22 protein-coding genes and 1 pseudogene (1 of these 23 cut by a window edge) are annotated in these 19,852 nt (G+C 48.5%); 18 read left to right on the plus strand and 5 right to left on the minus strand.

The window, feature by feature from the left end; translation table 11 throughout:
• Window positions 1-17: 17 nt before the first annotated feature.
• A complete protein-coding gene (locus D5E69_RS07395; protein WP_048007764.1) occupies window positions 18-287 on the plus strand; it encodes a YfhJ family protein in 270 nt (89 codons plus the stop codon).
• Between the two features lie 48 nt (window positions 288-335).
• Here D5E69_RS07395 and D5E69_RS07400 read toward each other — a convergent pair.
• Window positions 336-1,321: pseudogene (locus D5E69_RS07400) on the minus strand (metal-dependent hydrolase).
• A gap of 194 nt (window positions 1,322-1,515) precedes the next feature.
• On the opposite strand from D5E69_RS07400, the gene mutY reads away from it, so the two are divergent.
• Complete coding sequence (gene mutY, locus D5E69_RS07405; RefSeq protein WP_159129504.1) at window positions 1,516-2,631, plus strand: A/G-specific adenine glycosylase; 1,116 nt, start codon at window positions 1,516-1,518, stop codon at window positions 2,629-2,631.
• Here mutY and D5E69_RS07410 read toward each other — a convergent pair.
• On the minus strand, window positions 2,628-2,852 hold the full coding sequence (locus D5E69_RS07410) for a hypothetical protein (protein ID WP_048007767.1): 225 nt from the start codon (window positions 2,850-2,852) through the stop codon (window positions 2,628-2,630). The two genes, mutY and D5E69_RS07410, sit on opposite strands and share 4 nt — an antisense overlap.
• A 72-nt stretch (window positions 2,853-2,924) precedes the next feature.
• Here D5E69_RS07410 and fabL point away from each other — a divergent pair, with 72 nt between their 5' ends.
• From fabL to nikC, 10 genes are all read left to right on the plus strand, one after another.
• Entirely contained in the window at window positions 2,925-3,668 is a 744-nt protein-coding gene (fabL, locus tag D5E69_RS07415; RefSeq protein WP_048007785.1) for an enoyl-[acyl-carrier-protein] reductase FabL, read from the plus strand.
• A gap of 76 nt (window positions 3,669-3,744) precedes the next feature.
• Window positions 3,745-3,897, plus strand: a complete 153-nt coding sequence (locus D5E69_RS07420) for a gamma-type small acid-soluble spore protein (RefSeq protein ID WP_048007768.1) — start codon at window positions 3,745-3,747, stop codon at window positions 3,895-3,897.
• A gap of 176 nt (window positions 3,898-4,073) precedes the next feature.
• Window positions 4,074-4,331, plus strand: a complete 258-nt coding sequence (locus D5E69_RS07425; RefSeq protein WP_048012506.1) for a YgaB family protein — start codon at window positions 4,074-4,076, stop codon at window positions 4,329-4,331.
• A 137-nt stretch (window positions 4,332-4,468) separates the two neighbouring features.
• A complete protein-coding gene (gene ntdP / locus D5E69_RS07430) occupies window positions 4,469-4,999 on the plus strand; it encodes a nucleoside tri-diphosphate phosphatase (RefSeq protein WP_048007770.1) in 531 nt (176 codons plus the stop codon).
• Window positions 5,000-5,125: 126 nt separating this feature from the next.
• Window positions 5,126-6,874: an ABC transporter ATP-binding protein gene (locus D5E69_RS07435; RefSeq protein ID WP_048007771.1), complete on the plus strand. Its 1,749-nt coding sequence runs from the start codon at window positions 5,126-5,128 to the stop codon at window positions 6,872-6,874.
• A 245-nt stretch (window positions 6,875-7,119) separates the two neighbouring features.
• Complete coding sequence (locus D5E69_RS07440; protein ID WP_159129505.1) at window positions 7,120-8,136, plus strand: ABC transporter ATP-binding protein; 1,017 nt, start codon at window positions 7,120-7,122, stop codon at window positions 8,134-8,136.
• Window positions 8,111-9,076 (plus strand): ABC transporter ATP-binding protein, encoded by a 966-nt coding sequence (locus D5E69_RS07445; protein ID WP_048007773.1) that lies wholly within the window; start codon window positions 8,111-8,113, stop codon window positions 9,074-9,076. Before D5E69_RS07440 ends, D5E69_RS07445 begins: the two co-directional genes overlap by 26 nt.
• 66 nt (window positions 9,077-9,142) lie before the next feature.
• Complete coding sequence (locus D5E69_RS07450; RefSeq protein WP_159130334.1) at window positions 9,143-10,735, plus strand: ABC transporter substrate-binding protein; 1,593 nt, start codon at window positions 9,143-9,145, stop codon at window positions 10,733-10,735.
• Between the two features lie 342 nt (window positions 10,736-11,077).
• Window positions 11,078-12,082, plus strand: a complete 1,005-nt coding sequence (locus D5E69_RS07455; RefSeq protein ID WP_048007774.1) for an ABC transporter permease — start codon at window positions 11,078-11,080, stop codon at window positions 12,080-12,082.
• A 25-nt stretch (window positions 12,083-12,107) separates the two neighbouring features.
• Window positions 12,108-13,004 (plus strand): nickel transporter permease, encoded by an 897-nt coding sequence (nikC, locus tag D5E69_RS07460; protein ID WP_048007775.1) that lies wholly within the window; start codon window positions 12,108-12,110, stop codon window positions 13,002-13,004.
• Between the two features lie 39 nt (window positions 13,005-13,043).
• On the opposite strand, the gene D5E69_RS07465 is transcribed toward nikC, so the two are convergent.
• Both D5E69_RS07465 and D5E69_RS07470 read right to left on the minus strand, forming a co-directional pair.
• Entirely contained in the window at window positions 13,044-14,129 is a 1,086-nt protein-coding gene (locus tag D5E69_RS07465; RefSeq protein WP_048007776.1) for an FUSC family protein, read from the minus strand.
• 265 nt (window positions 14,130-14,394) lie between these two features.
• Window positions 14,395-15,681 (minus strand): glutamate-1-semialdehyde 2,1-aminomutase, encoded by a 1,287-nt coding sequence (locus D5E69_RS07470; protein ID WP_048012504.1) that lies wholly within the window; start codon window positions 15,679-15,681, stop codon window positions 14,395-14,397.
• Window positions 15,682-15,829: 148 nt separating this feature from the next.
• On the opposite strand from D5E69_RS07470, the gene D5E69_RS07475 reads away from it, so the two are divergent.
• The 5 genes from D5E69_RS07475 to perR all read left to right on the plus strand — a co-directional run bounded on the left by D5E69_RS07475 (window position 15,830) and on the right by perR (window position 19,008).
• Window positions 15,830-16,243 carry an ion channel gene (locus D5E69_RS07475; protein WP_048007778.1) on the plus strand — a complete coding sequence of 138 codons (414 nt, stop codon included), beginning with the start codon at window positions 15,830-15,832 and terminating at the stop codon, window positions 16,241-16,243.
• Window positions 16,244-16,300: 57 nt separating this feature from the next.
• Window positions 16,301-16,765: a thioredoxin-dependent thiol peroxidase gene (bcp, locus tag D5E69_RS07480; RefSeq protein ID WP_159129506.1), complete on the plus strand. Its 465-nt coding sequence runs from the start codon at window positions 16,301-16,303 to the stop codon at window positions 16,763-16,765.
• 207 nt (window positions 16,766-16,972) lie between these two features.
• Window positions 16,973-17,920 (plus strand): D-2-hydroxyacid dehydrogenase, encoded by a 948-nt coding sequence (locus D5E69_RS07485; protein WP_159129507.1) that lies wholly within the window; start codon window positions 16,973-16,975, stop codon window positions 17,918-17,920.
• A 1-nt stretch (window position 17,921) separates the two neighbouring features.
• Entirely contained in the window at window positions 17,922-18,470 is a 549-nt protein-coding gene (locus D5E69_RS07490) for a cob(I)yrinic acid a,c-diamide adenosyltransferase (RefSeq protein WP_048007781.1), read from the plus strand.
• A gap of 85 nt (window positions 18,471-18,555) precedes the next feature.
• Entirely contained in the window at window positions 18,556-19,008 is a 453-nt protein-coding gene (perR, locus tag D5E69_RS07495; protein ID WP_048007782.1) for a peroxide-responsive transcriptional repressor PerR, read from the plus strand.
• A gap of 66 nt (window positions 19,009-19,074) precedes the next feature.
• On the opposite strand, the gene D5E69_RS07500 is transcribed toward perR, so the two are convergent.
• Window positions 19,075-19,428 (minus strand): YgzB family protein, encoded by a 354-nt coding sequence (locus tag D5E69_RS07500; protein WP_048007783.1) that lies wholly within the window; start codon window positions 19,426-19,428, stop codon window positions 19,075-19,077.
• A 154-nt stretch (window positions 19,429-19,582) separates the two neighbouring features.
• Here D5E69_RS07500 and D5E69_RS07505 point away from each other — a divergent pair, with 154 nt between their 5' ends.
• Window positions 19,583-19,852, plus strand: the 5' portion of a protein-coding gene (locus D5E69_RS07505) for a nucleotidyltransferase-like protein (RefSeq protein ID WP_048007784.1). Its footprint extends 597 nt past the window's final position; the window shows 270 of its 867 coding nt (coding positions 1-270); its start codon is at window positions 19,583-19,585; the stop codon falls past the right edge of the window.

Here is a 19,852-nt window from a genome sequence, read left to right on the forward strand (position 1 = left end):
GAAAAGGAGGGTGGATAATGGAATCGATTTTTCACGAGTTGACACAGCTTCTTATGGATGAGAATTCCAAACTGACGTATGAAAAGGCCAGGACTTGGGTTGAACTCGTTTGGGAAGACTTTGAAACGACCTATGCCAAGGCTGGTTATGAATATAAAGGAAAAGAAGTCACTGAGAAGGTCGTAAGGCAATGGATTGCGACATACGGGACGAATGTGCATGATTTCGCTGCGAGTAATCCGAAATACAGTCATTTGCTTGATGACGGAGATCATACGGTCCACTGATCAGGTGGAAATCAAAAGGGACAGCCAATCGGCCGTCCCTTTCGTCATTCAATCGATGATGATATTGATATCGACCTTCTGGCGTAGTTTCTCTTCGCTGAACACCCAACCCGTATAAGAACTCACGATGTGCAGATCTTTATCGAGCTGCACGAGAGCAACAAATGGGTAGTGTCCGTTGTTACGGTACCGTAAATCGATGAATCTGACTTCAAAGTGGTCATCGTATTCATCCATTTCCCAACGGTAAATCGGGGAAAAGGACAGGAATGCGGCCAGGTTCTTATCTTTCCGCGCTGCATTCATAACCGGGATATCCGGTATCGGAACTCGCTTGAACTCATCGTAGATCGTGATGGATCTCCTGTAGGCACGTGCCACATAGTAGTGGTGTTTGGTCAGTACGGCCAGCCTCCATTGGAAGAATCGGATCGTCGGGGAGACGATGATCCGTTCGGCATTGGGGATTCTTCTTTTGACTGCGTTTTTGACCGTCTTCTGTACGATGAAGCGCAGGACGTAATATCCGATAATGACCGCATACATCACAAGGAACGTCTGACCGGGCGGAAAGCCTACGGCCCAGAGGATCAGTCCGATGATATGGATACCGAAAATGATGGGGTCAAACGTGTTGATGACCCCAAGGGCCACCCATTTGGATGAAATCGGCCGGATGGCCTGGGTGCCGTACGCATTGAAGATATCCACGAACACGTGAAGAAAGACAGCGAAAAAGGTCCATAACCAAAGATGAAGCAGATTTGCACCCGGGAAGAAGGGGTACAGGCAGGCGACGATCAGGAGTGGCCACAGGATGACAGCGGGTATGCTATGGGTGATGCCCCGGTGATGCCTGATGTAAACGGCATTGTTCCGGAGTTTAAGTATGGTATCGACATCGGGGATCTGGGAGCCGATGACGGCAGCGATCAACACGCTGTGCGCGGTTGAGGCATTTTCGGCCACGACCGGATCCAGGGTCGCTAGCCCCCGAGTGCAAATCCCATGACGATGTGTGTACCTGTATCCAAAAGTTAGTCCTCCTTGGCTCGCATGTTTAGTGTCGCGAATCGTTTCTGAACATGATATGGTTAATGGGTGTGAATTTCAAGGTAAGAATGATTACAGTTTTGTGATAATTCATTGTAGCAGGAGGGAAAGCTCGCCCTGCTTACAGGGATTATTCCCTATATCGAGTACCAAATAACATCCTGGAGGGACAAAAGTGACAGATGAACCATTAAAGAATCTCCATTCCATCGACCGGGAAGCGTTCCAGGAAGATCTGATCTCCTGGTTCACCAATGAGCAGCGGGATCTTCCATGGAGGAAGGATCAGGACCCCTATAAAGTGTGGGTGTCGGAAATCATGCTCCAGCAAACCCGTGTCGATACGGTCATACCTTATTTTAACCGATTTATCGGAAAATTTCCTACGTTAGATGCTCTTGCGTCTGCCGATGAAGAAGAAATCCTGAAAGCTTGGGAAGGCCTCGGCTATTATTCCCGCGTCAGGAATCTGCAGGCAGCGGTCCGGGAGGTGAGGGACTCATACGGCGGAATCGTTCCGGACGATCCGAAAGAAATCGCCACCTTGAAGGGAGTGGGGCCCTATACGGCTGGCGCCATCCTCAGCATCGCCTACGGGAAACCCGAACCGGCCGTGGACGGCAATGTCATGAGGGTCTTCTCGCGCATTTTATCGATTTGGCTTGATATTGCCAAGCCTTCCTCAAGAAAGGTGTTCGAAGAAGCGGTGCGGGCCCTCATCTCTGAAGAAAACCCTTCTTACTTCAATCAGGCACTGATGGAGCTGGGGGCATTGATCTGTACCCCGACCTCCCCTTCATGCCTGCTATGTCCTGTAAGGGAGCATTGTCATGCATTTGTAGAAGGCGTTCAGTCTGAACTTCCCATTAAATCAAAAAAGAAAAGTGCTCGTAAACTCAATATGGCAGCAGCCGTGCTTTTCAACACAGATGGCAAGGTCTTGATCCATAAGCGTCCCGGCACGGGACTTCTTGCAAATTTGTGGGAGTTCCCGAACTTCGAAGTCGGAAGCACTGGTCGCATCCGTGAGCAGCTCCATGAAAGCCTCAATGAAGTATATGGGGTGGAAAGTGCGTTGAAAAGGGAAATCGCTTCAACCTTCCAACATATCTTCTCACACATCATCTGGGATATCGATGTATTCGTTGGGGTGGTCGAAGATCATGAATCATATGGGGATCTCATTGCAGTCACGCCGGAAGAGCTTGAAAAATATGCGTTTCCCGTTTCCCATCAGAAGATATGGAAGGAAGTCAGCTTACAGCTGGAAAAGGGGCAAGTGCGCCCCTAATCATAACTGACCTTCGTTCCATTGGTATAAGTGGCTTCGTGATGAGACAGGCCTCCGCGTGACTCGATCTCTTTGATGATTTCACGATGGATGGATTGTCCTTCGCTGTTCAAATAAGGTACTATTTGTTGTAGTGAGTGATGGAAGAAGGCAAGCTCAGATTCCTTCCACTCACTCTTTGGTACCATGGAAAGTTCGGTCATATCTCTACCTACATACATTAATGATCCCTCCTGTCCTTAGTTTGGATGAATGAAGGACGAATATACAGGGGGTAAGGAAGGAAGATGAACATGAGTCAAAAAGTAGCATTGGTAACGGGAAGCAGTCGTGGATTGGGAAGGGAAATCGCCATCCAGCTTGCTGAAAAAGGATACGATATCGTCGTTAACTACGCACGTAGTAAAAAGGGGGCCCTCGAGACAGCTGAACAGATTGAAAAGCTTGGACGAAAGGCGTTCATCGTTCGGGCGAATGTCGGGGATGTCGATAAAATCAAGGCGATGTTCGAACAAATCAAGGAGGAATTCGGGAGGTTGGATGTCCTCATCAGCAATGCTGCCTCTGGTGTGCTCCGCCCTGTGATGGAACTGGAAGAATCCCACTGGGACTGGACGATGAACATCAACAGCAAAGCCCTCCTCTTCTGTGCACAGGAGGCGGCAAAGTTGATGGATGATGGCGGAAGGATCGTCAGCATCAGCTCCCTCGGTTCGATCAGGTACCTTGATAACTACACCACCGTTGGTGTGTCAAAGGCAGCCGTGGAAGCATTGACACGATATCTGGCCGTCGAGCTTGCGCCAAGGAATATTATCGTGAATGCCGTATCTGGCGGTGCGATCGATACGGATGCACTGAAGCATTTCCCGAATCGCGAAGAGCTTCTTGAAGACGCCCGCCAGAATACCCCTGCTGGAAGAATGGTCGAAATCGACGACCTCGTGAAGTCCGTCATGTTCCTCGTGTCGGATGATTCGTCCATGATCAGGGGACAGACGATCATCGTCGATGGCGGAAGGTCGCTTCTCGTCTGACCCGATTATTTTTCAAAAAAAAGTCGAATAGTCACCTCCACCCTTGGTTATCTTAATAAGCGTGGAGGTGATTACAATGGCAAAACAAAACAACAAAACAAACATGCAACAACAACAAAAACAACAAAATGCCGGACAACAACAGTACGGCACTGAGTTTGCTTCTGAGACTAACGCTCAAGAAGTGAAAAAGCAAAACCAACAATCAGCTCAAAAGAACCAAAAATAATGTCTGAAATAGCATAGAGCTATTCCATGACCACTGAAAAGCACCCGGATCCCATCCGGGTGCTTTTTCATTTTTCCTTCGACAAAACTGGTGGGAATGGGACAGGAATAGTCAAAGGGATTACCGCCTGGAAGGAGAATCTGTGTAGAGAGTCTTTTACAGGGAGTGGATGGGCTATGCAGGAGTTATTCAATGAACTGATTCATGAGCAGCTGGAAACGATGGACAAGCTGCTATTCCTTCAATCCGAAATCGAGCGCTGCCAGGATCTTGAAAAGGAATTGATCGAGCTAGAAGAGATGGCTCTTGCCGAGTCGCTGAAAAGAGAAATTGAAATGAAGAAAAGTGAATTGAAAGATATTCAAAAAGTATTCCAGGAGCAGACAGATGAAGTCATCCGCTCGTATAAAAAAGAACAGGAAGTATCCCTTTAAGAACGGAGGACAAGGGCGCCCAGCGAATGTATTTTCCTAATGGGTAGCCCTTTTGTTTTAAATTTCGGGAGGAAACGTTATAATAATAGAATAGACTTTTATTTATACGTGCAATCCGAAGGAAAGAAGGGTAGAAAATGGCGGTTCCCACAGAAGGGCATTCAGTACAAATACATAGCTTCAAGCATGATGGAAACATCCACCGTATATGGAATGAAACAACCATCCTGAAAGGGACTAGCAATATGATCATCGGCGGAAACGACCGGACAATGGTGACCGAGTCCGACGGCAGGACGTGGATGACCCGAGAGCCTGCAATTTGCTACTTTCATTCAGAATTATGGTTCAATATCATCTGCATGATCCGGGAAGACGGTATTTATTATTATTGCAATCTGAGCTCCCCGTTCGTATACGATCACGAAGCGATCAAGTATATCGATTATGATCTTGATATCAAGGTGTACCCGGATATGACCTATACGCTCTTGGATGAAGATGAGTATGATACCCATCGCAAGTTGTACGGTTATCCCGATGTTATCGATCACATTCTGCAAAGGAATGTGGACAAGCTCGTCAGATGGATCAGGCAGCGGAAGGGACCGTTTGCCCCTGATTTCATCGATATTTGGTACGAGCGCTATTTAATGCACAGAGGATAAAGGAAGTAGTAACCGATAGGAGGGCTGACCCTTTCTGAGAGCCGCCGGATTCAATTCGATCCGCGCAGGGCTTCTCAATCAACGGGGTCACCCCTTTTTCATGGTCAGATTGAAAGGAGTTTTGAAGTGGACAGTATCAAACGGTACCTCCAGTTTGTCAAGCCTTACCGCTGGCAAATCATAGGTACGCTCATTATAGGAATCATCAAATTCGCCATCCCGCTTCTCATTCCGGTGCTCATCAAATATGTCATCGATGATGTAGTGGGGAACACCTCCCTATCAGCCGGAGAGAAGACGAACCATCTCCTCCTAGTGATGGGGATCATGGTTGTGGTCTTTCTGATCATTCGTCCGCCTGTTGAATATTACCGCCAATACTTCGCTCAGTGGACAGGGAATAAAATCCTCTATGATATCAGGGACCAACTTTTCTCTCACATACAGAAGCTCAGCTTCAAGTATTACTCGAACACGCGGGCAGGAGAAGTCATCTCCAGGGTCATAAATGATGTTGAGCAGACAAAAAACTTCGTCATGACGGGGCTTATGAATCTCTGGCTTGATCTTGCAACGATCTTGATCGCAGTGGCCATCATGTTCACCATGGACGTCTCACTGACCTTCGTTTCATTGATTGCCTTTCCGTTCTACGCCCTTTCAGTGCGCTATTTCTTCGGGCGTCTTCGTGGCCTTACGCGTGACCGGTCCCAGGCCCTTGCAGAAGTGCAAAGTCATCTTCATGAACGGGTTCAGGGAATGCCGGTGATCAAAAGCTTTGCCGTGGAAGATCACGAGCAAACCGCTTTCCGCAGTCAGAATAAAAACTTCCTGCAAAAGGCATTGGATCAGACGAGCTGGAACGCCAAGGCATTTGCCGTCGTCAATACCATTACAGACATATCACCGCTCATCATTATCGGGTATGCGGGTTATCAGGTCATCCAGGGAGATCTGACCATCGGGACGATGGCGGCATTTGTCGCCTATATCGACCGCCTCTATAGTCCGCTGAGGAGACTTGTGAATTCTTCTACGACCCTGACGCAGTCCATTGCGTCAATGGACAGGGTGTTTGAGTTCATGGATGAAAAATACGATATCGACGATGAGCCCGGAGCGATTCCTTGTACAACTGTAAAAGGGGACATCAAGTTTGATCATGTATCCTTTAAGTACGAGGAAGAAGAAGAAACGGTGCTGAGCAACCTGAACTTGGATATCCATTCTGGTGAAACGGTCGCTCTTGTCGGAATGAGCGGAGGGGGGAAATCCTCCCTTGTCAGCTTGATCCCGAGGTTCTATGACGTCTCCGAGGGGAGCATACTTCTTGATGGGACGGATATCAGAAGGTTCCAAGTGAGAACGCTCAGGGATAAAATCGGAATGGTTCTTCAGGACAACATCCTTTTCAGTGAATCGGTCAAGATGAATATCAAATTCGGTAATCCTGATGCGACGGATGAAGAAGTGATCGAGGCAGCCAAAGCAGCCAATGCCCATGACTTCATCATGAAGCTCCCTGAAGGCTACGATACGAAAGTCGGGGAACGCGGTGTGAAACTTTCCGGAGGTCAAAAGCAGAGGGTGGCCATCGCCAGGGTATTCTTGAAGAATCCACCGATCTTGATCCTGGATGAAGCTACCTCCGCCCTTGATCTTGAAAGTGAACATCTCATTCAGGAATCGTTGGAGATGCTTGCCAAAGACCGGACGACTTTCATCGTCGCCCACCGCTTGTCCACGATTACCCATGCAGACCGAATCATCCATATGGAGAACGGGGAAATTGCTGAAATGGGTACCCATGAGGAACTAATGAAGAAGCAGGATCATTATTACAGACTGTTCCAGGTTCAACAATTAGATAATTAACAGAAAGCCGGTGAAGAAACGAATGTTTCTTCACCGGCTTTTTTCTATAAGTACATGGGAGTATTTTTCTTTAGTTGTAAAGGCATGATCTAGGACAAACGGCATATAGTGGGAAAAGGGGTAATTGTCTATTAAGAATAAAAATTCTGAAAATAGATTGCAACATTTGTAGCATCTTGTATAATAAGAAACAGATAAAAATTAGAAAATAAAGATTTTTTAGATAACGGAAAGGGAGAGGTTTGATGGGGAAAGCACGTCCTTTATTGCAGGTAGAAGACTTGAGGACCTCCTTTTTCACTGATGATGGAGAGGTTCCGGCAGTCGACGGGGTAAGTTTTCATGTGAATGAAGGGGAAATCCTCGGGGTGGTTGGAGAAAGCGGATGTGGGAAGAGCGTCACATCCCTATCGGTCATGGGACTAATTCCCTCACCACCAGGTAAAATCACGGGAGGGCATATTCTTTATAAAGGGGAAGATTTGACTAGCGCAACCGATAAGCGGATGAGGGAGATCAGGGGGAATGACATTGCCATGATCTTTCAGGAACCGATGACTTCCCTTAATCCTGTGTTTACCATAGGAGATCAACTGACCGAGTCCATACGTATACATATGAAACTGAGCAAAAAGGAAGCGCTTAAGAGAGCCATTGAGATGCTGAAGAAAGTCGGTCTTCCCAGATCTGAAGAGCTGGTGAAGGAATATCCTCATCAACTGTCGGGAGGAATGCGTCAGCGGGTCATGATCGCCATGGCAATGGTATGCGATCCGAATGTCCTCATTGCAGACGAGCCGACCACAGCCCTTGATGTGACCATCCAGGCGCAGATCCTGAAGCTGATGAAAAATCTGAATAAGGAATTGAATACGGCCGTCCTCCTGATCACCCATGATCTCGGTGTAGTAGCCGAAACATGTGAGCGTGTCGTCGTCATGTACTCTGGGAAAGTGGTTGAAGAAGGGACGGTCGAAGAAATCTTTAAAAATCCTCAGCACCCCTATACTAAGGGACTGATCCAATCGGTTCCCGACATGAGGATGAAACAGCAGCGTCTCCATTCCATCAAAGGCAGTGTGCCCAGACCCGGCTCGATCAAGACGGGTTGCCGATTCGCTGCCAGATGCGAATCGGCCTTCGATCGCTGTCTGGTCGAAACCCCTGAACTATATGAAACATCCAAAGGACATTGCACAAGATGCTTCCTATTCGATGAAGCGGAGGAGGGAGTTTATGACGGAACCATTGCTGAAGGTTGAGAACCTCCAGAAACATTTCCCCATCACCGGGGGGCTGTTGGGGAGACAAATCAGCTCGGTCAAAGCGGTCGACGGCGTATCATTCACCGTCAACAAGGGGGAAACCCTTGGAATCGTCGGTGAAAGCGGATGTGGAAAATCAACAACCGGAAGGATGCTCATGCGCTTGATCGATCCGACCGATGGGAAAGTGACGTTTCAGGACCGGGAGCTTACGAGTCTATCAAACTCCGAAATGAGGAAGATGAGAAGGGAGATCCAAATGGTCTTCCAGGACCCGTATGCCTCTCTTAATCCAAGGCATACAGTGGAACAGATCCTGGAAGAGCCCCTCAAGGTCCACGGAATCGGGTCCCAGAAAGAAAGGCGCCAAAGGGTCAGGGAGCTTCTCGAAATTGTAGGGTTGAGCAGCTATCATGCAAAGCGGTATCCCCATCAATTCAGTGGGGGGCAGAGGCAGCGGATCGGGATTGCAAGAGCCCTCATGACTCGACCGAAGCTCATCATTGCAGACGAGCCGGTGTCGGCCCTTGATGTTTCCATCCAATCACAGGTGCTGAACCTCATGCAGGATCTACAAAAAGAATTCGGACTCACCTATATATTCATCGCACATGATCTTGGCGTCGTCAGGCATATCAGTGACCGGGTAGGCGTCATGTACCTCGGCAGGATGGTAGAGCTCAGCACCAGTGAAGCGCTCTACGATAAGCCGATGCATCCATATACGCAGGCGCTTCTGTCGGCAGTGCCGATACCGGATCCGGAGTTTAAAAGGGAGACCATCCTCTTACAAGGGGATATTCCGAGCCCTTCCAATCCTCCGAGCGGATGCACATTCCACACCCGGTGTCCGCACGCAACAGAGATATGCAAGCAAAAGGTTCCTGATTTCAAGGAACAGCAACCAGGGCATTATGTTGCCTGCCATCTTTATTGAGGGCAGGCGGTATAACGTATATATAAACCACAGGAGGGGATTTGTTTGAAGAGAAAAGGTTGGTCAATGATCATGCTGATGATCCTGCTCGTATCCACAGTACTCTACGGCTGCGGATCCGAAGGTTCATCCGGTGAAGGCGGGGGAGACAAGGATAATGCTGCACCGAAGCAATTGATATTCGGTCGTGGTGGAGATTCCGTGGCACTAGACCCGGCAGTCGTCACAGATGGAGAGTCATTTAAAGTCACAGTGAATATTTTTGAAACCCTTGTGAACTTCGGGGAGCAGGACACAGAACCGAATCCAGGTCTGGCGGAGAAGTGGGACGTAGCCGATGATGGATTGACGTATACCTTCCACCTTCGTGAAGGAGTGAAGTTCCAGGACGGGACGGACTTCAATGCGGATGCGGTCGTAAAGAACTTCGATCGCTGGATGAATGGGAACGAAGAGGCATTCTATTACTATAAATCCATGTTTGGTGGGTTTAAAGGAGACGAAGGGCACGTCATTGAAGAAGTGAAGGCTGTTGACGAGAAAACCGTCGAATTCAAGCTGAAACGTCCGCAGGCTCCTTTCCTTAAGAACATTGCCATGAGCCCGTTTGCGATCGTCAGCCCGAAAGCAATCGACGAACAAGGCGATAAGCTCGGAGAAAACCCGGTGGATGCAGGAACTGGTCCATTCAAATTCAAAGAGTGGAAACGTAACGACAAAATCGTACTCGTGAAAAATGAAGATTATTGGCAAAAAGATCAACCTAAATTGGATGAAGTGGTATTCCGCGCAATCCCTGAGAACTCTGCTCGTCTGAACGCCCTGATTTCCGGGGAAATCGATCTTGCCGATGGAGTCAATCCAAGTGATGCAGGCCAAGTCGAGAGCAATGCTGACCTACAGATCTTTGAGCGCCCGTCCATGAACGTCGGATACCTCGGTTTGACTTCAACACGCAAGCCGTTCGACAATCCGAAAGTGCGCCAGGCCATCAACTATGCCATCAATAAGCAATCGATCATCGACGCTTTCTTCGAAGGGAAAGCCGAAATTGCCAAAAACCCTATGCCTCCTGTCGTAGCTGGTTATAACGATGAAATTGAAGGGTATGAATACGACCCTGAAAAAGCGAAGGAACTACTGAAAGAAGCAGGCCTTGAAGACGGTTTTGAAATGGAGCTTTGGGCGATGCCTGTACCGCGTCCATATATGCCGGATGGTCAAAAGGTGGCAGAAGCCATACAGGCCGACCTTGAAAAAATCGGAGTCAAAGCCAACATCGTATCCTATGAGTGGGCAACGTATCTTGAAAAAGCCCGTAAAGGTGAAGCGGATGCCTTCCTTCTTGGTTGGACCGGTGATAACGGAGATGCCGATAACTTCCTTTATGTCCTTCTCGATAAAGACAATATCGGAAGCAACAACTATACCTACTACAGTAATGACGAACTCCACAAGCTCCTGATCGATGCCCAATCGGAAACCGATCAAGATAAACGTAATGAAATGTACAAGAAAGCCCAAGAAATCATCCATGAAGATGCTCCTTGGGTACCGCTTGCCCACTCGACACCACTTCTTGCGGGCAGCAACAAAGTCAAAAACTTCAAGCCGCATCCAACTGGATCCGACTTCCTCGGAGCAGTGGAATTAGAATAATCCATTACCACCAAAGGGGAGACGCCAAAAGCTCTCCCCTTTGTACATAGAAAAGCGGAGGCGGGTCGATCTGGCCCGACAAGCATAAGCCGGAAATCCGGAAAGGCGCTCTTTGCCTTTTTGGATTTCAGGCTTATGACCTCGAGGGCCAAGCGCCCGGAGCTAGACAGGAAAGAAAAGCGGAGGCGGGTCGATCTGGCCCGACAAGCATAAGACAGAAATCCAGAAAGGCGTTCTTTGCCTTTTTGGAATTCGGTCTTATGACCTCGAGGGCCAAGCGCCCGGAGCTAGACAGGAAAGAAAAACATAGCAACCATTCCTTTTAAAAAGAGGTGAATACTGATGTTTCAATACACCATCCGAAGATTATTGCAGCTGATTCCGGTTCTATTGGGAATGACATTGATTGTATTCTTCATTATCCGTGCCATCCCTGGTGATCCGGCACAGGTCATTCTTGGGCAGCAGGCCTCGAAGGAAGCGATCGAGCAGCTGAGGAATCAGCTGGGACTTGATAACGCCTGGTACGTTCAATATTTTGACTATTTAAAAGGACTCCTTACAGGAGATCTTGGGAATTCCCTCAGGACGAAAACAGAGGTTTCAGCAGAAATCTGGCCATATCTTGCAGCCACTGCGGAACTGGCCATCGTGGCCATGATCATTGCCGTCGTCATTGGTGTCAATGCAGGTATCATCAGTGCGTGGTTCCAAAATTCCTGGTTTGATTACACGGCCATGATCCTTGCTCTGATCGGGGTATCGCTTCCGATCTTCTGGCTTGGCTTGATGGAACAGTGGGTTTTCGGGATTCAACTTGACTGGCTTCCGACATCGGGCCGTGAAAATGTAAGGAACCCTGTATCATCCATAACGAATTTCTATCTGCTGGATACCCTGATACAAGGGAGATTCGATCAATTCGGGGATGTCTTCAAGCATCTCATCCTACCGGGGATTGCCCTCGCCACCATCCCGATGGCCATCATTGCACGGATGACGAGGTCCAGTATGCTCGAAGTCATGCGATCCGATTATATCCGGACGGCACGGGCCAAAGGGTTGAAGATGTTCTGGGTCGTGTACAAGCATTCTTTGAAAAATGCCATCATCCCGGTCCTGACCGTCATCGGGCTTCAAATGGGTCTCCTTCTCGGGGGAGCGATCCTGACGGAAACGATCTTTGGGTGGCCTGGCATCGGCCGCTATATATACGATGCCATAGCGTATCGGGATTACCCCGTCATTCAGTCAGGGATCCTGGTGGTTGCCATGATCTTTGTCACCATCAATCTGATTGTGGACCTTCTCTATGCGGCTGTTGATCCGCGTATCAAATATAACTAGCATCTACAGGAAGAGGTGAACTCTTATGGCAGAAATAGCAGAACCGCAAAAGGAGCTCAATCCTGCCCTTCAGGAGGAGCATGTCTCCCCTTGGAAAGAGGCGTGGAAAAGCTTTCGGAAGAATAAAATAGCCCTGATCGGCCTTTTCATCGTCTTGTTCTTTGTGATCCTCGCGATTGCTGCACCACTGATCGCCCCGCAGGGAATCAATGAGCAAAACCTGGCGAAAAGGCTGCAGGCACCGTCCTCGGAGCACTGGTTCGGAACGGACGATTTCGGTCGCGACATTCTTTCAAGGATCATCCATGGTGCAAGGATTTCCCTGTGGGTCGGATTTTTTGCCGTCATCGGTTCGGCCGTCGCAGGTAGCCTGCTTGGGATTGTAGCAGGTTATTATGGGCGCTGGGTTGATACGATCATCTCGAGGATCTTCGATATCATGCTTGCGTTCCCGAGTATCCTCCTTGCGATTGCCGTCGTTGCGGCACTTGGGCCATCCTTGAGGAATGCCCTCATTGCCATTGCCATCATCAACATACCGAACTTCGGTAGGCTCGTCCGCTCCAGGGTACTGAGTGTGAAGCAGGAGGAGTATGTCATGGCGGCAAAGGCGATCGGCATGAAGGATAACCGGATCCTGCTCCATCATATCCTTCCGAACAGCATGGCCCCGATCATCGTTCAGGGTACCCTTGCCATTGCGACGGCCATCATCGAGGCGGCTGCTCTTGGATTCCTTGGTCTGGGCGCGCAGGCTCCTCAACCGGAGTGGGGTAAGATGCTCGCCGATGCCAGAACGTTCATGCTGCAGGCGCCTTGGACAATGATCTTTCCGGGACTTGCCATCATGCTGACGGTTCTCGGGTTCAATCTCATGGGCGACGGTCTCAGGGATGCACTAGATCCAAAAATGAAAAACTGACAAAAAGGAAGGAGCCGACAGTATCGGCTCCTTCCTTTTTTATACTTCCTCTTCTTCCGAGATGGACACTTCGTTATCTTCTTTGTGATACGACTGGAAGCTGGTGATCAATCGCTCCAGATGCTCAAGATTCTCATCGTATTCAAAGATGGCAGAGAAGATATGAAGTAGGTGGAAATTATGGATATCATCATTCTTGGTGTGCTGTTTGACTTCCTCTAGCATGATGGTCATCAGTTCTTTTCGGTGAAGACAAACATCCTGCTGGGCTTCCGATTCAGCATGGGGATGCATCTTGCCAAGGAACTTCAGGTGTAATTGTTCATGATAGGTCAGGAGACAATCGAGTTGAGCCTTGATGACGCCCCGGAGTTCATCGGGAAGCTGGTAGATTTCGTTTTCATAGCGGTTCAACCTTTTTAACACTTCAAAACTGCGGTATGTGGAGGAAATCATCTGCCTGAAGATGACAAGCTTCCGGCTTCTGACGATCGTGTTCCGCTTGAAGTATTCCCGCTCTTCTTTGTACAACAGATAAAGCTGGTCGACCTTGATGAGCTTTTCTTTAATACGCTCAAGATCTTTCTTTACAAGGTGGAATTCGGTAGCATGCCTTGTGCTGAGCCTGATCCACTTCAGGATCTCTTCTGTGGAATCTGAAACCCGGTGGAACAGCTTTGTCTCATACTTTGGTGGCAGGAAGATCAGGTTGATGATGAAAGAGGAGAATACCCCAATCAAGATCGTAGAAAAACGGATGAGTGCAAATGTAATAAAGTCCTGATCGGTAACCTCCATGATGGCGATGAGTGTGACAAGGGCCAGGCCGATGGTGTTTTGCAGTTTGAGTTTCAAAATGATGGCGATGGCGATAATGACCGCAAGGCCGACCACAAGAGGGCTGCTGCCGAAAATCAATACAAAAATCACGGCGATCCCGGCGCCGACCAGGTTTGCTTGGACCTGCTCAATGATGGTCAGGTACGAGCGGTAGATCGTCGGCTGTACGGCGAATACTGCTGCAATCCCGGCGAACACAGGTGCAGGCAGTTTCAGTATTTCTGAGATAAGGAGAGCCAAAACGATCGCAATCCCCGTCTTGAGGATGCGGGCACCAAATTTCATGTATATAGATCCTTTCCATTCTTGACTTTTTCAATAAACAATACTGTACTATACAGGTACTTCAGTACAATATCAATAGGCAATTTCAATTTATTTCAGAAGGTTGCAGCCTGATATCACAAGGCTTTTCTTACTAGGGTTAGTACCACTTTGAAAAGGAGATTAAACGGGAGTATCTGCTCTTTAGTATATGAAGAAGGAGAGGGGATTATCATGGGATGCATGATATAAAAAAGCCCGTCTCGGGTGAGGCGGGCCGGTGCGATTAAAGCTGTGAGAAGGCTTTATCAACGGCAACGAGTGTCGCGTTGATATCTTCTTCTGTATGGGCTGTGGTCAGGAACCATGCTTCATATTTTGATGGAGCAAGATTGATTCCTTGATTAAGCATGAGCTTGAAGAATCTGGCGAACATTTCACCATCTGTAGCTTCGGCCTGCTCATAGTTTTCAACCGTTTCTTCTGTGAAGTAAAGGGTCAGTGCTCCTTTCAAACGGTTGATGGAGATCGGAGTGCCGTGCTTTTTGGCTGCTGCAAGGATCCCTTCTTCGAGCTTGGCACCGAGTGCATCAAGTTTTTCGTACACACCCGGTTCCTGCAGTACTTCAAGGCAGGCAATTCCTGACAGGATCGAAGCGGGATTGCCGGCCATCGTTCCAGCCTGATAAGCAGGACCGAGGGGAGCCACTTGCTCCATGATTTCTTTTTTACCGCCGTAGGCACCGATCGGGAGTCCTCCACCGATGATCTTTCCGAGTGCGGTCAGGTCGGGCTTCACTTTGAGAAGATCCTGAGCCCCTCCGTACATGAATCGGAATGCTGTGATGACTTCATCATAGATCACAAGGGAGCCGGCTTCGTGGGCAATATCATTGATGGCTTCGAGGAATCCTTCCTTCGGCTCGACGATCCCGAAGTTTCCTACAATCGGCTCGACGAGAACGGCTGCGATCTGGTCGCCCCATTTTTCCATCGCTTCTTTGAAAGGTCCGATCTCATTGAATGGAACGGTGATCACTTCCTGGGCGATGCTTTTCGGTACGCCTGCAGAATCGGGTGTCCCGAGGGTGGACGGACCTGAACCTGCTGCTACAAGGACAAGGTCGGAGTGTCCGTGGTAACAGCCCGCGAACTTGATGACTTTATCTTTACCGGTGTAGGCACGGGCAACCCGGATGGTCGTCATGACGGCTTCTGTACCTGAGTTGACGAAACGCACTTTATCCATATAGGGCATGGCTTCTTTGATCATTTTTGCAAATTTGACTTCGTGGCGCGTCGGCGTACCGTATAATACCCCGTTCTCCGCAGCGGTTTTAATGGCTTCTGTCACGTGGGGATGCGCGTGTCCCGTGATGATCGGACCGTACGCAGCAAGGTAGTCAATGTACTTATTCCCGTCGACGTCCCAGAAATATGCCCCTTCTCCGCGTTCCATCGCAACGGGAGACCCACCCCCGACTGCTTTATACGAGCGTGATGGGCTGTTTACACCACCGACGATATGCTCCAGGGCTTCTGTATGTAATGATTCTGATTTAGAAAATTGCATGGTAACCTCCTAGTATTCTTTGAAACTTCCTTCTCTATTGTAGTACTGTGGTACAGGGTTTAGCAAATAGGGGAATACTGGATGTGAGAATGTTTTCGCCGGAGGATGCGTACATATTAGAAGACAAGCTCATGGATGAGGGATGCGGATGTTGTATGTAATCGGATCAATGATCTTTCTGTGCATGATGATGAGCGTGTGGGCGCTTTTCACTCCCGGTGGGAAGAGGGACCACGTTTTTTCCCTGCACCATTTTTTCTTTCTCGGGATGTGCTACTTGACGATCATGATCGGTTTCGGGGCGATTTACCTTCTCCTCGACCTTGAAGGGGTCCAGATCCTGGTGGAGGATGGTGCCCCCATCACCGGCACATTCATTGAGCATTTCTTCACGAGCATCTATTTCAGCGGTGTGACGCTCTTCTCTCTTGGATACGGAGATGTTACGCCGGTTGGTGTCGGCCGGGGTGTCGCTCTCATAGAATCGTGGCTGGGCTATACCGTACCGGCTGCCTTTGTGGTAAAAAGCTTCATGCGGCCAAAGGATGATCGAATCAGTTGAGTTTTATCCCTGTTTTGGTTACGCTATCGGTAATCAAACATATGGAGGGATCAAAGGATGACAGTTGGTCAAAAGGCACCGGAATTCGAACTGACGGCGAATAATGGTGAAACAGTGAAACTATCCGATTACAGAGGCAAGAATGTCGTACTCTATTTTTATCCGAAAGATTTGACACCGGGATGTACGACAGAGGCTTGTGACTTCCGTGATCACCATGAGAACTTTGAAGAACTTGACGCAGTCATCCTCGGTGTAAGCCCCGATCCGGCCGAGCGCCATGAAAAGTTCATCGAGAAACACGGTCTCCCGTTCCAGCTTCTTGTGGATGAAGATCATAAGGTGGCTGAGGCATACGGAGTGTGGAAGCTCAAGAAGAACTTCGGAAAAGAATACATGGGTATCGAACGCTCCACTTTTATCATTGATAAAGAAGGCACCCTCTCCAAGGAGTGGAGGAAAGTGAAGGTGAAGGGACATGTGGAAGAGGCCCTTCAATACATCGAAGAGCATCTTTCCTGAAGCGAAATCGCCTATTTTTCTTTTCAGAGGCGTTTGTCCATTCACTTTTACTGCAGGTACATATAGTAAGAGTAGGGCAACCTCCTCAAATAAGTCAGTCTCCCATAGACAGGGCCGGTCGATGACCGCCCTCTTTTTTTTGCCGCTTGAGATTAGAGGGCTGTAGGACGGTGTGATAAAATGGGAAAAAGGAGTGTGGGTGCCGCGATGGATGTTGTATTTACATATGAGCCGAAAGAAGATTTCCGTGTGGAGCTGAAGCGTGAATTTCCTGATCAGCAATTTCACTTCTGCAAAAATGTGAAGGAAGCTGGGGGAATACTGGCTGAGGCCCAAGTTGCTGTAACAATGGGGGAGGACTTGACCCCTGAGATTCTTGAAAATTGCCAGCAGTTGAAATGGATCATGGTAACGTCTGCCGGCTTGGAGAAGATGCCGTTCGATTCCATCCGTCAAAAAGGGATCATGGTGACAAATGCGAGGGGGATCCATAAGATCCCCATGGCCGAGTTCACGTTGGGCCAGATGCTGCAGCATGCGAAAAAATTCCCGGTCATCGGTGAGCAGGAGAAAGAGAAGACGTGGTCGCGCAGGATCGGCTTCAGCGAGCTTCATGATCATGTGATTCTCATTATCGGTGCCGGAGCGATCGGAGGGGAGGTCGCCAGGCTGTCAAAAGCATTCGGGATGAAGGTGATCGGCATCAATTCATCGGGTGAGGCAAAAGACCATTTCGATGAGATGTACACCTTTGAAGGGATGGATAAGGTCCTTGGATCTGCTGACTATATCGTTTCGGTCCTTCCGAGTACGAAGGAGACCCGCTCCCTGCTGACAATCAATCACTTCAAAGCCATGAAAGACAGCGCCGCCTTCATCAATATCGGGAGGGGGGATCTAGTGGAGGAGGAAGTACTTCTCCGGACGGCAAGGGATCGCTTGGTGGACAAGATCTACCTGGATGTATTCAAGGATGAACCCCTGCCTGCAGATCATCCTTTCTGGGAAGAGGAGTCGATCACCATCACACCTCATGTGTCGAGCATAACGGAACACTATATGCCGAGAGCGCTCTCCATATTTAAAACCAATCTGCTTGCATATCATAATGGTGAAGAGCTTATCAATATCATTGATACTGAAAGGGGTTATTAAGTTGAAAATTTATACAAAGACCGGAGATAAAGGATCGACATCCCTTATATACGGGACCAGGGTGTCCAAAAAGGATCAACGTGTAGAAGCATATGGTACATGCGACGAAGCAAATTCGATGCTTGGACTGGCACTGAGCTATATGAAAAACGAATTCTTCGAAGGGAAGGATTCATTCGAAGAATTCCTTCATAAAGTACAGACGATTCTGTTCCATGTAGGAGCAGAGCTTGCCACCCCGCAGGGCAAGGAAGTGAAATGGAAGCTGGAGGAGGAGCATGTGAGAGAGCTTGAAGAACAGATTGACGCCCTCGACGGGACGCTCACTCCACTGACGAATTTCATCCTGCCCGGCGGTCATCCATCCGGAGCTGCTTTCCATACGGCGAGGACGATTGTAAGAAGGGCTGAGCGGGAAGCAGTCGGGATCGACGAACCGGTCAATCCCCTCGTTTTATCGTACCTGAATCGGTTATCTGATTACCTTTTCGTGGCAGGGAGATACATCAACCAGCAGATGGGTGAGGAAGAGAAAAATTTGCACGGTTGATGGTGGCATGGATTGACAATCAGCGCCTCCATTAGTACACTATTTATAAAGATTATAAACTAATAATTTTTATGAAAAGAGGTGCATGACGATGTCTGACGAAAGCCAATTGAAAGAAGCGATCTCGACATTGAAGGAAACGGGAGTACGAATAACTCCTCAACGTCATGCGATATTAGAGTTTCTCATTGAATCAATGGCTCATCCGACTGCTGATGACATATACAAAGCCCTTGAAGGAAAATTCCCTAATATGAGTGTGGCAACCGTCTATAACAATCTGCGGGTATTCCGGGAAGTCGGACTGGTGAAGGAACTTACCTACGGGGATGCGTCCAGCCGTTTTGACTTTGTCACCACGGAACACTATCATGTCATCTGCGACAGCTGCGGAAAGATTGTCGATTTCCACTATCCGGGACTCGATGAAGTGGAGCATCTTGCCTCTCACGTGACGGGATTCAAGGTTAACAGTCATCGAATGGAGATTTACGGAACCTGTCCTGAATGCAGTAAAATCAACAAAGAAACCCATTAAGAATGGCCCAACCGGACCATTCTTTTTTGTTGCGCACCACAAAAAAATAGGGCCTTGTTAAGGTCCCTATCGGCTGCGTTTTTTATTATAGTCTTCGTTGAACTCTTCGCCTTCAAGCTTCGGATCCAACGTAAGCGGCTCATTGCAATACATGCACATATCGACACGCCCGAGCACCTTCGTGACCTTCCCGCAATTGGGACACGTCACCTGGACGGCCTTCGTCGAAAGCATGCCGATCCAGAAATAGACGACCGTACTTCCGATGATTGACAGAAACCCCAATAGCATGAAGGTTGTCATGACCCACGGGTGCTGTCTAAAATAGATACCTACATACATAATGATGAATCCGATGAAAACCAAGCTTAACGCAAAGGTCCGGATTTTATTGATTTTGCTAGAATACTTCTTTGCCATCTCCATCCCCCTCCTAAAAAAATACTATACCATAATCAGGATGGAACGGGGGACGGGAATGACGTTTGTCGAAAAATGACTATAATTACAGAAGGAAATCCAGTGTTCATGTCGAAATAGTTACCAACCAATGATTGATGTGGAGGAGTAAGCAATGGAAGACATTTTAAGACCGATATACCAGGAGCGTACAAGTCATCCCAACACGCTGGGCGCCCTGTTGGTGGAACAGAGTAACAAATTCAGCCCCTTGACCGATACCTTTGATATCGTTCTGTTTCTTGTGGTGAAGGAGGCGGAAGAGCCGGTCTTCATCAAGCATTATTCCTATAAAGATCAAAAAGCCGCCCTGCACGTGGTGACGGAAGAAAAGCTCAGGGAATGGATCTTGCTAGGTTCCAACCGCAAAGTCATCGACTGGATT

Origin of the sequence: Rossellomorea marisflavi, from assembly GCF_009806575.1 — a bacterium.
Classification (GTDB): Bacteria; Bacillota; Bacilli; order Bacillales; family Bacillaceae_B; genus Rossellomorea; species Rossellomorea marisflavi_A.